Origin of the sequence: Nocardioides epinepheli (genome assembly GCF_037936805.1) — a bacterium.
Taxonomy (GTDB): Bacteria; Actinomycetota; Actinomycetes; order Propionibacteriales; family Nocardioidaceae; genus Nocardioides.
Window position 1 is genome coordinate 1 of sequence record NZ_JBBMMC010000003.1, and the last position, 14,518, is coordinate 14,518.

General features: G+C 71.8%; 12 protein-coding genes. 5 read left to right on the plus strand and 7 right to left on the minus strand.

What is annotated here, in order from left to right:
• Window positions 1–201: 201 nt before the first annotated feature.
• Window positions 202–1,992, minus strand: coding sequence for an alpha/beta hydrolase (locus WMR31_RS05020; protein WP_340537686.1), 1,791 nt, complete (start codon window positions 1,990–1,992; stop codon window positions 202–204).
• Window positions 1,989–2,306 (minus strand): hypothetical protein, encoded by a 318-nt coding sequence (locus WMR31_RS05025; RefSeq protein WP_340537687.1) that lies wholly within the window; start codon window positions 2,304–2,306, stop codon window positions 1,989–1,991. Before WMR31_RS05025 ends, WMR31_RS05020 begins: the two co-directional genes overlap by 4 nt.
• Before the next feature lie 70 nt (window positions 2,307–2,376).
• Here WMR31_RS05025 and WMR31_RS05030 point away from each other — a divergent pair, with 70 nt between their 5' ends.
• Window positions 2,377–3,534, plus strand: a complete 1,158-nt coding sequence (locus tag WMR31_RS05030; RefSeq protein WP_340537688.1) for a lipid II:glycine glycyltransferase FemX — start codon at window positions 2,377–2,379, stop codon at window positions 3,532–3,534.
• A gap of 4 nt (window positions 3,535–3,538) precedes the next feature.
• On the plus strand, window positions 3,539–4,600 hold the full coding sequence (locus WMR31_RS05035) for an alanine racemase (RefSeq protein WP_340537689.1): 1,062 nt from the start codon (window positions 3,539–3,541) through the stop codon (window positions 4,598–4,600).
• Between the two features lie 133 nt (window positions 4,601–4,733).
• Here WMR31_RS05035 and WMR31_RS05040 read toward each other — a convergent pair whose 3' ends face one another.
• Both WMR31_RS05040 and WMR31_RS05045 read right to left on the minus strand, forming a co-directional pair.
• Window positions 4,734–6,149: a glycosyltransferase 87 family protein gene (locus tag WMR31_RS05040; protein ID WP_340537690.1), complete on the minus strand. Its 1,416-nt coding sequence runs from the start codon at window positions 6,147–6,149 to the stop codon at window positions 4,734–4,736.
• Between the two features lie 16 nt (window positions 6,150–6,165).
• Window positions 6,166–8,568 carry a transglycosylase domain-containing protein gene (locus WMR31_RS05045; protein WP_340537691.1) on the minus strand — a complete coding sequence of 801 codons (2,403 nt, stop codon included), beginning with the start codon at window positions 8,566–8,568 and terminating at the stop codon, window positions 6,166–6,168.
• A gap of 213 nt (window positions 8,569–8,781) precedes the next feature.
• Between WMR31_RS05045 and WMR31_RS05050 the strand changes: the two genes are divergently transcribed.
• The gene (locus WMR31_RS05050) at window positions 8,782–9,369 is read left to right on the plus strand and encodes a PadR family transcriptional regulator (protein ID WP_340537692.1); all 588 of its coding nucleotides are present in this window, start codon (window positions 8,782–8,784) and stop codon (window positions 9,367–9,369) included.
• Between the two features lie 87 nt (window positions 9,370–9,456).
• Window positions 9,457–10,542 (plus strand): inositol-3-phosphate synthase, encoded by a 1,086-nt coding sequence (locus tag WMR31_RS05055; RefSeq protein ID WP_340537693.1) that lies wholly within the window; start codon window positions 9,457–9,459, stop codon window positions 10,540–10,542.
• A gap of 186 nt (window positions 10,543–10,728) precedes the next feature.
• Here WMR31_RS05055 and WMR31_RS05060 read toward each other — a convergent pair whose 3' ends face one another.
• Window positions 10,729–11,061, minus strand: a complete 333-nt coding sequence (locus tag WMR31_RS05060; RefSeq protein ID WP_340537694.1) for a hypothetical protein — start codon at window positions 11,059–11,061, stop codon at window positions 10,729–10,731.
• Between the two features lie 61 nt (window positions 11,062–11,122).
• Here WMR31_RS05060 and WMR31_RS05065 point away from each other — a divergent pair, with 61 nt between their 5' ends.
• Window positions 11,123–11,635 (plus strand): MerR family transcriptional regulator, encoded by a 513-nt coding sequence (locus tag WMR31_RS05065; protein WP_340537695.1) that lies wholly within the window; start codon window positions 11,123–11,125, stop codon window positions 11,633–11,635.
• A 135-nt stretch (window positions 11,636–11,770) separates the two neighbouring features.
• Here WMR31_RS05065 and WMR31_RS05070 read toward each other — a convergent pair whose 3' ends face one another.
• On the minus strand, window positions 11,771–12,847 hold the full coding sequence (locus WMR31_RS05070; RefSeq protein ID WP_340537696.1) for a MerR family transcriptional regulator: 1,077 nt from the start codon (window positions 12,845–12,847) through the stop codon (window positions 11,771–11,773).
• A gap of 197 nt (window positions 12,848–13,044) precedes the next feature.
• Window positions 13,045–14,502, minus strand: coding sequence for a CCA tRNA nucleotidyltransferase (locus tag WMR31_RS05075; protein WP_340537697.1), 1,458 nt, complete (start codon window positions 14,500–14,502; stop codon window positions 13,045–13,047).
• Window positions 14,503–14,518: the final 16 nt, after the last annotated feature.

A 14,518-nucleotide genomic window follows, 5' to 3' on the forward strand; every position in this document is an offset into this window, starting at 1 on the left:
TACATCGCCCGCGAGATCTACCGACACCTCGCCACCACAATGGCTTGACAACCCATAGAAGCGTCTCAACCTCCGGCGCGCGCAGTCCTCGGAGGTTGAGCAAGCGGGACGAGTGAGGAACGAACTCGTCCCGCGCCGACGAAACCTCGCAAGCCTCCTCGGCAACGCTGGCAGCGACGGTTGCCGGGTTTTCGTCGGCGCTCAACCTCCGATGCCGAGGCCCTCCAGCGTGCCGAGCAGGTCGCCGGCGGCGGCGTGGCCCTGGTCGACGAGCTCGTCGACCCAGTGGTCGCGCTCGTCGTCGAGCCATGCGCCGAGGTAGGTGGGGGCGGGGTCGTCGCGGCCGGGGACGACGTCGGGGTCGGCGCCGGCGACCACGGCCGCGGTGTTGGCCAGCGCGTGGCTGCCGGGGTCGTCGTAGGAGGAGTGGTTCTGCTCGAAGCCGACCGAGACGAACTCCTGGACGTGGAACGGCTCGCCCGGGTCGACGTCGAAGCGGATCGCGCCGAAGGAGTCCTGCGCCGGGTCCTGGCCCAGGCCGGGCTCCCCTGGGCTTCCGAGCCAGCTGACCGGGTCGCGGTCGGCAGCCCCGACGTAGACGTCGCCACCGAAGCCGAGGTCGTCGACGGTGTCGACGCCCGCGCCGGGGCTCCCGAGCAGCACGACGGCGTCGGCCTGCAGCCCGTCGGCCGCGGCGTGCGCGACGGTGGTGGAGCCGTAGCTGTGACCGACGACGGTGACCTCGGCGGGCGAGCCCACGTCGGTGGCGTGCAGGCCGTCGACGAAGTCGACCAGCGTGTGACCGCCGTCCTCGGCCGCGTCGGCATCGGCGACGCCGAGCACGTCGGCGCCCTCGTCGAGCAGGTCGCGGACGCCGGGAGGGTCGAAGGTCGGGGCGTCGTAGCCCATCCAGGCGATCACCGAGGTGGACCCGGTGTTGCGGTCCTCGATCGCCTCGTAGAGGTCGAGCGCGCTGGCGACCTGGCCGTCGATGCCGGCGAGGTCGCTGGTGAGGCCGGGCACCGTGACCGCGACGTGGTCGGCCTGCTCGGGGTCGCCGATGGCGATCGCTCCGGAGCCGTCGCCGTCGAAGGCATCGGGCCGGTACTCGACCAGGTAGACCGCGGCACCGGAACGCGATGCCCGCGCCAGCGCGTCGCGGACGGCGGTGACCGTCGCCCGCCACGGGCCGCGCGCACCGGCGACGAGGCCGGCGGCGAGCGCGGCCAGGTCGACGGCGAGGGCGGCCCGGTTGGCGTCGTCGCGAGCCGAGACCGGGATGCCATCGGTGTTGCCGACCACCTCGGGGTGGTGGGTAACCAGGGCGTCGCGCTCCCGGCCGCTCAACGCGACCCACCACGCGTGCACGCGCTCGGGATCATCGGCCAGCGCACGGAGCCGGCGCAGCAGGTCGGCGATCCGCTCGGCGTCCGGGCGCGCGCCGGGGGGCAGCGCGTCGGCGGTGGCGGTGGCCTCGGCGTCGGTGTCGAGGCTGCGCAGGATCGCGATCAGCCGGTCCTCGGCGGAGGCGAGGTCGGAGGCGATCTGGACGCCGTCGCTGACCAGCCCCTCGCGCCACCGCCCCAGCGACTCGATCTCGGCGGCCAGCCGCTCTGGGGCCGGATCGCCGTGGAGGCGACTGCGGAGCTCGCGCAGCGCTGCGTCGTAGGAGGCGGAGTCGGCCTGGAGGGCCGCGTGCCGGCGGCCGAGGTCGGCGACGTGGTCCTCGAAGGACTCCAGGCCGCGGGTGGCGCTCTCGAGCGCGATGGCCGCGAGGTCGACCGAGCGCGCGAACCGGTCGGCCTCGGCTCGCGCGGCGTCGTCGGCCGCTCCGGAGCCGCCGGTGAGGGAGCCGGCGCCGCGCACCTGGGCGACGACGTCGACCAGGACGGTGCTCGCGGCGCGCACGGCGTGGGTGACCGTGGCGGCCGTGACGTCGACGCCGAGCGGCGTGACCGCGGGGGCCGGCGGCGGCAACGGCGGGGCGCTCACCGCGACCACCACGGTCCGGAGTCGGGCAGCCGGCCCAGGCGGAGCGCGGCGTCGAGGTCGGTGGCGCCCAGGACCGGCCACAGCGCCCGCACGGCGCCGGCATGCTCCTCGGCCGCGACGCCGTGGGCGCCCAGCGTCGTGCTCCAGTGGTCGAGGAAGCCGGCCGCGACCGGGGCGACCCGGACGCCGAGGAGTCCGGGGTCGGCCCCGGCGAGGAGCCGGCGGGCGGTGTGGAGCTCCTCGACCTGGCGTTCCCACACCTGCGCGACCGCGGAGAGAGCCGGCGGGTCGGTGCGGAGTTCGTGGCGCGTCATGGCGGGACTCGATGCCCTCGACGTCGAGGCCGAAACCGGGGCCGGGCGCGCTTGTGGATAGCCTCGTGGAATGGTCGAGGTGGACGTGCGGACGACGAGCGAAGACGAGCATCTGAGCTTTCTGGAGTCCCGTCGCTCGGCGAGCTTCCTGCAGACCCCGGCCTGGGGCCGGGTGAAGTCGGAGTGGGTCCGGGAGTCGATCGGCTTCTTCGAGGGCGGCGAGCAGGTCGGCGCCGCGCTGGTGCTCTACCGGCGCCTCCCGAAGCTGAAGCGCTCGCTGGCCTACGTGCCCGAGGGCCCGGTGATCGACTGGGCCGGCGACGACCTCGCCGCCTACCTGCGCCCGCTGGCCGCGCACGTGAAGCGTCAGGGCGCGTTCGGGATCCGGATCGGCCCGCCGGTCGTCACCCGGCGCTGGGACACCGCCGCCGTCAAGGCCGGGCTCGCCGACCCCGACGTCCGCAGCCTCGACGACGTACCGCCCACCGAGCGCGACCCCGTGGGGGCCCGGGTGGTCTCCCAGCTGCGGGCGCTGGGCTGGCAGCCGCAGGCCGTCGAGGGTGGGTTCGCCGCCGGGCAGCCGCGGCACGTCTTCCAGGTGCCGCTGCGGCACCGCGGTGACGCGGAGCGGGCCGCGAAGACCGAGGCCGAGGTGCTGGCCGGGATGAACCAGCTGTGGCGCCGCAACATCAAGAAGGCCGCGAAGTCCGGGGTCGAGGTCGTCGCGTCCGGCGGGCCGACGCCGATCACCCCCGACGACCTGGCGGCGTTCCACGCGCTGTACGTGCACACCGCCGAGCGCGACCGGTTCACGCCGCGGCCGCTCTCCTACTTCCAGACCATGATCGCCGCGCTCTCCGCTGAGGACCCCGACCGGATCCGCCTGTGGAACGCCCGCCACGACGGCGACCTGGTGGCCTCCACGCTCGCGATCCGCGTCGGCGGGCACGCCTGGTACTCCTACGGCGCCTCCTCCACCGAGAAGCGCGAGGTGCGCGGCTCGAACGCCGTGCAGTGGGAGATGATGCGCGACGCGCTCACGGCCGGCGCCGACGTCTACGACCTGCGCGGCATCACCGACACCCTGGACTCCGACGACCCGCATGCCGGGCTGATCCAGTTCAAGGTCGGCACCGGCGGCGAGGTCGTCGAGTACGCCGGCGAGTGGGACCTGCCCCTCAACCGGCCGCTGTACTTCGCCTTCCAGCAGTACCTGAAGCGGAGGTGACCCCGTGTCCTTGACCCTCACCGTCGACGGCGAGCGCTGGCGCGCCCACCTGCGAGACGTCGCCCAGGCCAACCCCGGCCTCGTGCCGGTCGCCAAGGGCAACGGCTACGGCTTCACGCTCGGCCGCCTGGCCCGCAAGAGTCAGTGGCTCGGCGTCGACACCATTGCCGTCGGGACGTACGACGAGCTGCCCGAGGTGGCCTCCCGCTTCGAGGGGTCGCTGCTGGTGCTCACGCCGTGGCGGCCGTTCGTGGCCGACCTCGACCCGGCGCTGGCCGGCCGGGTGATCCACACCGTCGGTCGCGTGGAGGACGTCGAGGCCCTGCTCTCCCGCCAGCCCGACGCCCGCCTGGTGCTCGAGCTGGAGACCTCGATGCGCCGTCACGGCTTCGCCGCGCGTGGGCTGTGGGAGGCCGCCGAGTACCTGCGGCGCTCCCCCGCGGCCCGCGCGGCCCGGGTCGAGGGCGTCGCGCTGCACCTGCCGCTGGCCCAGGGGTCCCACCTGGGGGAGGTCCGGCGGCTGATGAACGACGCCGTGGGCGCTGGCCTGCCCGGTCTGCACACCGTGTGGGTCAGCCACCTCACCGCGAGCGAGCTGGCGACCCTGCGTCGCGAATTCGCCGACTTCGCCATCCGTCCCCGGATCGGCACCGACCTGTGGCTCGGTGACCGGTCGGCGCTGCGGGTCACCGCGACCGTCCTCGACGTCCACGCGGTCGAGCGCGGCGACGCCTTCGGCTACCGCGGCCGCACCGCTCCCAAGGCGGGCCACGTGGTCGTCGTGTGCGGCGGCACCGCGCACGGCATCGGCCTGGAGGCGCCCACCGGCGACTCCTCCCTCAAGTCGCGCGCCGCCACCTTGGCCCGCGGGGGCCTGGACGCCGTCGGCTTCGTCCGCTCACCGTTCTCCATCGACCGCAAGCAGCGCCTGTTCGCCGAGCCGCCCCACATGCAGGCCTCCATGCTCTTCCTCCCCGCCGGTGCGCGGGTCCCCGACGTCGGCGACGAGATCGACGTCCGGGTGCGGTTCACCGCCACCACGTTCGACCGGGTCGTGGTCAGCTGAGCCGGTCCGGTGTGGGCTGGCGTCGGCTGGCGTTCAGCTGAGATCGTCGGCTTGTTACTGACCGTTCTTACCTCTGGCCTGCGCTTGTAAGAGCAGGCCAGAGGTCACAACGGTCAGTAACAAGTCACAACGGTCAGTAACAAGCAGGCCCGGCCGGCACCTGGGGAGCCCCCGCCGGAGCGGTCTCGGGGTCGTCGAGCGGGGCTTGCTCGGGCCACCACAGGTCGCGGACGACCATGGCCACCAGCCAGCCGGTGCAGACCAGCCGGATCACGATGGCCAGCCAGTAGAAGCCGGACTGCTCGCCGTCGCCGGGAGAGAGCAGGCCGCCCTCCCACCAGTAGGTCGCGGCGAAGAAGAGGACCTCGCCGGACTGCCAGATCAGCAGATCGCGCCAGCGGGGGCGGGCCAGCGCCGCCAGCGGTAGCAGCCACAGCGCCTGCGAGGGGTCGTAGTGCAGGCCGAAGAGCGCCAGGCCCGCGACCAGGAGGAAGGCGACCTGGCTCACCCGTGGACGACTCGGCGCGAGCAGCACCAGCGCGATCACCAGCGCGGCCCACAACGCCACGAACAGCCAGGAGAACCGCAGCCCGACGTCGTGGGAGAGGCCGGCGGTGTCGGCCACGATCCGCCACAGCGAGCCGCGATCGGGACCGCGTTCGACCAGCACGTCCCAGAACCGGTTCCACTGGGCGCGGCCGGTCAGGAACGCCGGCGCGTTGAACAGCGCCCACGTGGCGGCGGCGGTGACGGCGGTCGGCAGCACCCAGGCCACGCGACGCTCGCGCATCGCCACGAGCAGGAACGCCACCAGCACCAGCAGCGGCCATACGCCGGCCGCGACACCGACGCCGAGGAATGCCCCCGCGGCCACCGGACGGCCGCGCGACCAGGCCCACATCGCCCCGGCGACCGCGGCGACCGCGATCAGGTCCCACGACAAGACGCCGGCGAAGGCCAGCACCGGGGCGGCGGCGAAGCCCGCGGCATCCCACGGACGACGTCGGTGCACCGCCGCGAGGGCCGCGGTGGTGAGCAGCGCCAGCACCGCCAGCCCGACCACGTTGATCGCCATGAACAGCGAGCGTTCGCTGGCGACGTCGTCGGACTCGGCCACCACGTCGACCGGCTGGCCGTAGCGCTCGGAGACGTCCGGGGAGCCGGCCAGCACATGGGTGAGCCGCGCCGCGGCGTAGTTCCACAGCCCGACCGGCGCGGACTCCTCGGTGACGGGGTAGCGCTCACGGGTGTCGCGATCGCCCGACCAGGGCCAGGCCAGCTCGACCAGGCCGGTGCCGGTGTAGGCGGCCGGGACGTCGGACACGCACACGTGGGTGAACCGATCGGCCTCGGTCGGAGACCAGTCGTCCAGTGCACACGTCGTCTTCGACAGCAGCCCCAGCGCGAAGGTGAGCGCGGTGAGCGCGAGCAGCACGCCGAGCGCCCGGACCGGTCCCCCGGCCCCGGCGTGCGAGCCGAGCCGACCGCCGACCGCCGGGCTCAGCCCGGCGAGGACGGGATCGTCGTGGGTGGGGTGCGACCGGCTCACGTTGCTCAGGTGGCCCTCAGGCGGCCGACGCCGGCGATCGGCGTCCGCGGCGCCGCTCCCGGCCGCGCTGGCGCTGGAGCTGCCCCGGCGGGTTGCTCGGGGACGGCGGCGCGCTGCTGGTCGGGTCCGGCGGGTCGCTGGTCGGGTCCGGCGGGTTGCTGGTCGACGGCGGCGGATTGGTGGTCGAGGGCGGCGGGTTGCTCGTCGTCGGCTCCTCGGTCGGGTCGGTGGTGACGATCTCCGGCGGCGGCTCGCTGGTGTGGTTGTTGCCGCCGCCGTTGTTGTTGTTGCCGTTGTTGTTCCCCGGGTTGTAGCTGGTCGGCGGGGGCGTGTAGGGGGCGTGACCGTCGCGGGGCGGCTCGCCGTCGACGAAGGCCGGCTCGGGGAACTGCTCGATCTCGACGCCGGCCATGTCGCGGGTCATGATCGCCTTCCAGGTCTTGGCCGGATAGTTGCCGCCGAAGTAGCCCTGGGCGCCGTCCTCCGCCGACGCCGGGAGCCAGCCGTCGAGCTGGCCGTTGCCCTCGCCCCGCACGTACATCACCGCGGTGGACAGCTGCGGGGTGTAGCCGGCGAACCACGACGACGACACCGCGCCGCCGGTCTTGGTGGCGGTACCGGTCTTCCCGGCGATCGGGCGCCCGTCGTCGAGGTTGGCCCGGGTGCCGGAGCCGGACTCGGCGACCTGCTGGAGGGCGTAGGAGACGTCGGAGGCGATGTCGGCGCTGATCGCGCGGTGGTTGGTGACCTTGTGCTCGTAGAGCACCTTGCCGTTGGCGTCCTCGATCTTGGAGATCACGAACACGTCGGCCGCGGTGCCGCCATTGGCGATGGTGGCGTAGGCGTTGGCCATGTTGATCGGGCTCACCGTCTGCGAGCCGAGCGCGACACCGGTGATCGGCTCCAGGCCCGGCGAGGAGGTGGGGATGCCGTAGGCGTCCTTCTTGCGCGCCTTCTCCGGCGGGATGCCCATCGACTCGGCGGTCTCGATGATCTTCTCCGGGCCGTCGTCCATCTCGACGGTGAGGTCGATGAAGGCGGTGTTGATGGAGTCCTGGGTGGCCTTGGTGAGGGAGACGGCGCTGCCGTAGTCCTCGTCGCCCTGGTTCTCGAACTCCAGACCGTCCTCGGTCTCGTAGGGCGAGTTGCCGTCGAAGGTGTCCTTGAGGGCGTAGCCCTCCTTGAGCGCGGTGGCCACCGCGAACGGCTTGAACGTCGACCCCGCCTGACCGCCGAGGATCGCCCAGTTGAGCTGGGAGTCGAGGTAGTCCTGGCCGGCGTAGAAGCCGCGCAGTGCTCCGGTGCCGGGCTCGACGCTGGCCGCGCCGATGTGGAGGTCGTCGGTGCCCTTGAACTTCGGGCGGACCGAGTTCACGCCGGCCTTCGCGGCGTCCATCGCCTTCTTGGTGAGCGTGGTGGTGATCCGCAGGCCGCCGCCGTCGATCTCCTCCTCGGTGAACGGCGTTCCGTCCTCCTTGGTGAGGCCGAGCACCTGGTTCTTGATGAGGGTGAGTGCGTGGCCGGTCTGCCCGCCGTAGCTGTCCTCGACGTCCTGCTCGGGGAACGGGGGCAGCTTCTTGCGTGCCTTGGCGGCTTCGACGTCGGTGATGTACCCCTCGCTGGCCATCGAGTCGATGACGTACTGGAAGCGACCCTTGAGGTCCTGGCGCACGGCCTTGCCGTCGGCGGGGTCGAGGTTGTTCGGGTTGTTCAGGATGCTGGCCAGCACCGCCGCCTCCCGAAGGTTCAGGTCGGCGGCCTTCTTGTTGAAGTAGACGTCGGCGGCCGCCTCGATGCCGTAGGCCCCTCGCCCGAAGTAGATGGTGTTGAGGTAGCCGGCGAGCACGTCCTCCTTGGAGTACTCCCGCTGGATCTTCAGCGAGAGGATCGCCTCCTTCACCTTGCGCTTGTAGCTGCGCTCCTGGGTGAGGTAGAGGATCTTCACGTACTGCTGGGTGATCGTGGAGGCGCCCTGCTGCGAGCCGCCGCTGGCGTTGTTGAACAGCGCGCGCACGATGCCCTTGGGGTCGATGCCCGAGTTCGTCCAGAAGGACTTGTCCTCGGCCGCCACCACGGCGTCCTTCATGTTCTGCGGCATGTCCTCATAGTCGAGGGAGTCGCGGAACTGGGTGGCGAACCGGCCGATCTCGGTCTCGCCGTCCTGGTAGTAGACGAAGGTGGCGTTGGTGAGCAGTTCGGCGTTCGGCTCGGGGATGTCAGTGGTCTTGTACAGGTAGATGAAGCCGGCGATCGCGATGAGGGTGAGCACCAGGCCGGTGATCATGCTCCACTTGGTGAACTTCCACAGCCGCCGACGCCAGGTCGGGGTGGGGTTGTCCCAGTAGTCGTCGCTCCGCTTGCGCCGGAACCGGCTGAACCGGGCGCCCGTCGATCCGCCCGCGCTGCGCTTGCCCGCCACCTGTCACCTCGTCCGCCACCGAGAGTTCTCGCCGGCATCCCCGGCACGACGTACGAGGGTACGCAGCAGCCGGTCATGCCACCGAAATTCCGGCGCGCGCGACGTGCGCGGCGGACGCCGGACGGCGCGACCGGTCCGCGGCCGAGCGCCCGACCGGTCGACACGAGCCATCGTCGATTCCTATTCGGTGGATATATCGCTACGATGCATCGCATGGCACGTCGTGGAGAGTCCATCGAGCTGGCCGTCCTCGGTCTGCTGCACGAGGGCCCCATGCACGGCTACGAGCTGCGCAAGCGGCTCAACCTGATGCTCGGGTGGGGGCGCGTGCTCTCCTACGGCTCGCTCTACCCGACGCTGAAGAAGATGCTGCGCGGCAACCTCATCGAGGAGCTGCCGCCGGAGATGACGCCGGTCTCCCGGCGTCCGAAGATCGTCTACCAGGTCACCGCGGCCGGCACCGCCGAGTTCGAGCGCCTCATGTCCGAGGTCGGACCGGCCGCCTGGGAGGACGACGACTTCGGCATCCGGTTCGCGTTCTTCGGCCGCACCGACATGGAGATCCGGCTGCGCGTCCTCGAAGGACGCCGCACCCGCCTCCAAGAACGGCTCGACCGCATCCAGTCGCAGCTGTCGATGACGGAGAAGGAGGTCGACCGGTACTCCGCCGAGCTCCAGCGGCACGGGGTCGAGTCGGCCCAGCGCGAGGTGCAGTGGCTCTCCGACCTCATCAACGCCGAGCGCAACAACCACCACCCCCGCAGTCAGGACCCGGCGGCCCCGCCGGCGTCGTCCGCCTAGCTGCCGTTCCCGACCGGTCGCGTGGCCGGTCGCGGTGTGGCAATCCCCAAGAGGCCTCAGACGAGGCCACCCCAGGAAGGAAACCCGATGGGTTCGGTTCGAGTAGCAATCGTGGGAGTCGGCAACTGCGCCACTTCCCTCATCCAGGGCGTCACCTACTACGCCGACGCCGACGCGTCGACGACGGTCCCCGGCCTGATGCACGTCGCCTTCGGCGACTACCACATCTCCGACGTCGAGTTCGTCGCCGCATTCGACGTCGATGACAAGAAGGTCGGCAAGGACCTCTCCGAGGCGATCAACGCCTCAGAGAACAACACCATCAAGATCGCCGACGTCCCGACCCTCGGCGTCGAGGTCCAGCGCGGCCCGACCCTCGACGGCCTGGGCAAGTACTACCGCGAGACCATCGAGGAGTCCGGCGCCGAGCCGGTCGACGTCGTCCAGGTCCTCAAGGACCGCAAGGTCGACGTGATGGTGTCCTACCTGCCGGTGGGCTCGGAGGAGGCCGACAAGTTCTACGCCCAGTGCGCCATCGACGCCGGCGTCGGCTTCGTCAACGCCCTGCCCGTCTTCATCGCCTCCGACCCCGAGTGGGCCAAGAAGTTCGAGGACGCCGGCGTCCCGATCGTCGGCGACGACATCAAGAGCCAGGTCGGCGCGACCATCACCCACCGCGTGATGGCCAAGCTGTTCGAGGACCGCGGCGTCGTCCTCGACCGCACCTACCAGCTCAACGTCGGCGGCAACATGGACTTCAAGAACATGCTCGAGCGCGAGCGCCTGGAGTCGAAGAAGATCTCCAAGACCCAGGCCGTCACCTCCAACCTGCACGGCGAGCTGGCCGGCAAGGTCCACGACCGCAACGTGCACATCGGCCCGTCCGACTACGTCGCCTGGCTCGACGACCGCAAGTGGGCCTACGTGCGCCTAGAGGGTCGCGCGTTCGGCGACGTCCCGCTGAACCTGGAGTACAAGCTCGAGGTCTGGGACTCCCCCAACTCCGCCGGCATCATCATCGACGCCCTGCGCGCCTGCAAGATCGCCAAGGACCGCGGCATCGGCGGCCCGATCATCAGCGCGTCGTCGTACCTGATGAAGAGCCCGCCGGTCCAGCTCCCCGACGACGAGGGCCGCGCCCGCGTCGAGGCGTTCATCGCCGGCACGGAGTGACCCTCCGGCTCTCCTGATCGACCTGCTCGAGGGCGGGCATCCCGAATGGGGTGTCCGCCCTCGGCTCATTTCGTCCAGACGCGCGCTTGCGCCCGGTGGGGCCGCGGCTCGGGATAGTTTGAGGCGTTATCAACCTCGAAGGGGTGACCTGAGGTTGATAACGCCTCAAACTATCCGGCGATCCGGCTACCCGGCGATCGGAGCGGGGGTGGCGGCGAGACGTCGGACGGCGAGGGCCGCGGCGACCAGGCAGGTCAGCACGCCCGCGACCAGGGCGTAGCTCGGCTCCTCCTCGGCGACCGTGGCACCGAAGGCGACGACGTAGACGCCGAGGGCGAAGGCGAAGCCGGCGAGGAGCGCGGGCACCGCCCACCGCGGGTTCGGGACGAGCGCGCCGGCGACCAGCAGGGCGACGACGACGAGGTCGGCGACTACGAACTCCGCGTCGTGGGAGCCCACGACCAGCAAGAGTGCCGTGACGGCGGCGGTGCCGAGAGCCAGGATGCGCAACGGGGTCATGGGTATCCTCCATGCTGTGAGTAGCACTATCGATAGTGATGCTATCAGTGCCGGGTTGCGCGTGGCAGACGTCGCCGAGTCCGCCGGCGTGGCCGTCGCGACGGTGAAGTACTACGTGCGCGAGGGCCTGGTGCCCCCTGGCGAGCGGACCGGGCACAACCAGACGCGCTACTCCACCGACCACGTGCGCCGGGTCCGCCTGGTCCGAGCGCTCCTCGAGCTCGGCGGTCTGAGCATCGCCGCCGCCAAGGACGTGCTCGCGGTGATCGACCACCCCGGCCGGACCCAGCACCAGGTGCTCGGCGCCGTCCAGCGCTCGGTGCCCACGCCGCGGGCCGACGACGTCGTGGCGACCGCCGAGGCGCTCGGTCACGGCGACCTGGCCGAGTTCGCCACGGTCTACGCCGACGCGGCCGAGCGACTGGCCGCGCTGGAGCTGGCCTGGGTCAAGCGCGCGGGCACGGACCGCCAGGCGCTCTCCGAGCGGGCGCTGGTCGGCACGGTCCTCGGTGACGCCCTGCTCACCGCCGCCCGCCGCGAGGCCCAGCAGGCCGCCTCCGAACGCGGCGCCTAGGTCGCTGCCTGAGCCGCCGCCGGCATCGGCTGGGCAGGTCACCAGAGGGATAGTTTGAGGCGTCATCAACCTCGCAGGGCCAGGTTGAGGTTGATGACGCCTCAAACTATCCCCGGCCGGCGGCGCTCCCAGCGGTCAGAGATCGATGACGACGATCGCCCAGTTGTCGTCCGCGCCGGCAGCGAGGACGGCGTCCGCCACGGCCGCGACGACGGCGTCGGGGTCGGACTCCTCGACCAGGAGGTCGGTGAGGGCCGCTGGGTCCAGCCGGCCGTGGACGCCGTCGGTGGTGAGGACGAGCCGGTCGCCGGAAGCCACGGGGTGCACGGCGAGGTCGGGTTGGTAGGGACCGTCGACGGCGATCGCCCGGTTCAGCTGGACCCGGCGCTCGTCGGATCGGGCCTCCTCCGCGGTGAGCCGGCCCTCGTCGATGAGGGTCTGCACGACCGTGTGGTCGCGGGTCAGCCGCTCCAGCCGGCCCTTTCGCACCAGGTAGGCGCGCGAGTCGCCGACGTGCGCGAGCACCGCCTGCTCCCCGCTGAGCAGCACCGCGGTGAGGGTGCAGCCGGCCTCGGGCTGGCCGGCGTACCGCTCGGAGACCAGGGTGGCTGCCGCTGCCACCGCGGTGTCGAGCGCCGCCAGCGGCGCGGCGGAGCGATCCACCTCGCCCACCCGGGCGACGACGTCGGCGCTCACTCCGGAGGCGCCCGCGCCGATGCCGTCGGCCACGGCGAACATCCCCTCGCCGAGGTGAACCGCATCCTCCTGGGTGTCGCGCGCGCCGATCCCGGATCGCGTCGCGGCGCGGGGGTGGGTCGTCGGTCGGATGTGACTCGTGGTGCTCATCGGGGGCTCCTGGTCGCTCAGCGTGGCCACGAGGTCGGCGATCAGCACCCGGGCGGAGGCCGTGTCGGCCTCCACCTGGCGCCAGTACGAAATGAGCTCGGCCGCCGCGGCGGGCGCCGACTGCTCGACGAGATCCGCCACGACGCGGATCCGCGCCAGGGGGACTCCCGCCAGCCGCAGTCGCGCCACCAGCCTGGCCCGCACCAGCTGCTCGGGCTCGTAGCGCCGGTAGCCGGTGACCGGGTCGACGTCGACCGGAACCAACAGCCCGGACTCGTCATACAGCCGCAGGGCCTTGGCGCTGAGCCCGGTGGCTCGGGCGACGTCGCCGATCGTCATCAGCTCGCCGGGAACGCGATCGCTCACCATGTCTCCTCGTGATCCGGTGAACCGTTCACCGGTCCCCCGAGACTGGAGCCTGCCCCAGGGGCAGGGTCAACCACCGCCTCGAACGCGATCCGCTACGTGGCGGACCCGCTACGTACACGCTCCGCCACGTGAGCGGTCCGCCACGTGAGCGCTCCGCTTCGTGAGGGAACCCGGACGTGACGGAACCGCCCTGTTCACGACGTAGAGCGCTCGGCCCACCACGCCAGCAGCGCCTCGCGCGCGTCCTCCTGCGAGAGCGGGCCGCGATCCAGGCGCAGGTCGAGCAAGAAGCGGTAGGCCTCGCCGACCTTGCGGCCGGGCCCCAGACCGAGGATCTCCATGATCTGGTTGCCGTCCAGGTCGGGGCGGAGCGAGGCCAGCTCTTCCTCCTGGGAGAGCCGCTCGATGCGAGCCTCGAGGTCGTCGTAGGTGCGGCTGAGCCGCTCGGCCTTGCGTCGGTTGCGGGTGGTGCAGTCGGCGCGGGTGAGGACGTGAAGACGCTCGAGCTGGTCGCCGGCGTCGCGTACGTAGCGGCGCACCGCCGAGTCGGTCCACTCTCCCGAGCCGTAGCCGTGGAAGCGCAGGTGCAGCTCCACCAGCTTGGTGACCGCGGCGACGTCGTCGTTGGAGAAGCGCAGGGCCTTCATCCGCTTCCCGGTGAGCTTGGCACCGACCACGTCGTGGTGATGGAAGGTCACGGTGCCGTCGTCGAGGAGGCGGCGGGTCTTGGGCTTGCCGACGTCGTGCATGAGCGCGGCGAACCGCGACACGAAGTCGGGCTCGCCGCCCAGCCGCGACTCCAGGTCGATGGCCTGCTCGAGCACGGTGAGCGTGTGCTCGTAGACGTCCTTGTGGCGGTGATGCTCGTCGCGCTCCAGACGCAGCGCGGGCAGCTCCGGGAGCACACGGTCGGCGAGACCGGTGTCGACCAGGAGGGTGAGCCCGCGGCGCGGGTAGGGCGCGCAGATCAGCTTGACCAGCTCCTCGCGGACCCGCTCGGCCGAGATGATGTCGATCCGCTCGGCCATCTCGGTCATCGCCGCCACCACCTCGGGGGCGACGGCGAAGCCGAGCTGGGCGGCGAAGCGGGCGGCCCGGAGCATCCGGAGCGGGTCGTCGCCGAAGGAGTCCTCGGGACGGCCCGGGGTGCGCAGCACCTGATGGGCCAGGTCCACGACGCCCCCGTAGGGGTCGACGAACTCCCGCCCGGGCACGCTCACGGCCATCGCGTTCACGGTGAAGTCGCGCCGGCCCAGGTCGCCGTCGAGGGTGTCGCCGTAGGCCACGACCGGATTTCGGGAGGCCGGGTCGTAGGTCTCCGACCGGTACGTCGTCACCTCGACCTGCCAGGGCCCCTTGCACACCCCGATGGTCCCGAAGTCGCGCCCCATGTCCCACAGCGCGTCGCCCCAGCGGCCCAACAGCCGCTCGGTCTCCTCGGGACGAGCCGAGGTGGTGAAGTCCAGATCCGTGTGCGAGCGGCCCAGCATCGCATCGCGGACGGGGCCACCGACGAGGTACAGCTGGTGGCCCGCGTCGGCGAAAAGCGCACCGAGATCGTCGAGCACCGGTGCCAACCGGTCCAGCTCGAGGCCGACCCGGCGCTGCACCTCGATGATCGAGAGCGGCTCGGGGGTCGAGGGGGCGGGCACGGCGCGGAGTCTACGG

Bases quoted from the DNA above. Each gene is read 5' to 3' on its own strand.
- WMR31_RS05060 (WP_340537694.1), bottom strand. From the start codon at position 11,061: ATGACCCCGTTGCGCATCCTGGCTCTCGGCACCGCCGCCGTCACGGCA.
- WMR31_RS05050 (WP_340537692.1), top strand. From the start codon at position 8,782: ATGGCACGTCGTGGAGAGTCCATCGAGCTGGCCGTCCTCGGTCTGCTG.
- WMR31_RS05030 (WP_340537688.1), top strand. From the start codon at position 2,377: ATGGTCGAGGTGGACGTGCGGACGACGAGCGAAGACGAGCATCTGAGC.
- WMR31_RS05055 (WP_340537693.1), top strand. From the start codon at position 9,457: ATGGGTTCGGTTCGAGTAGCAATCGTGGGAGTCGGCAACTGCGCCACT.
- WMR31_RS05025 (WP_340537687.1), bottom strand. From the start codon at position 2,306: ATGACGCGCCACGAACTCCGCACCGACCCGCCGGCTCTCTCCGCGGTC.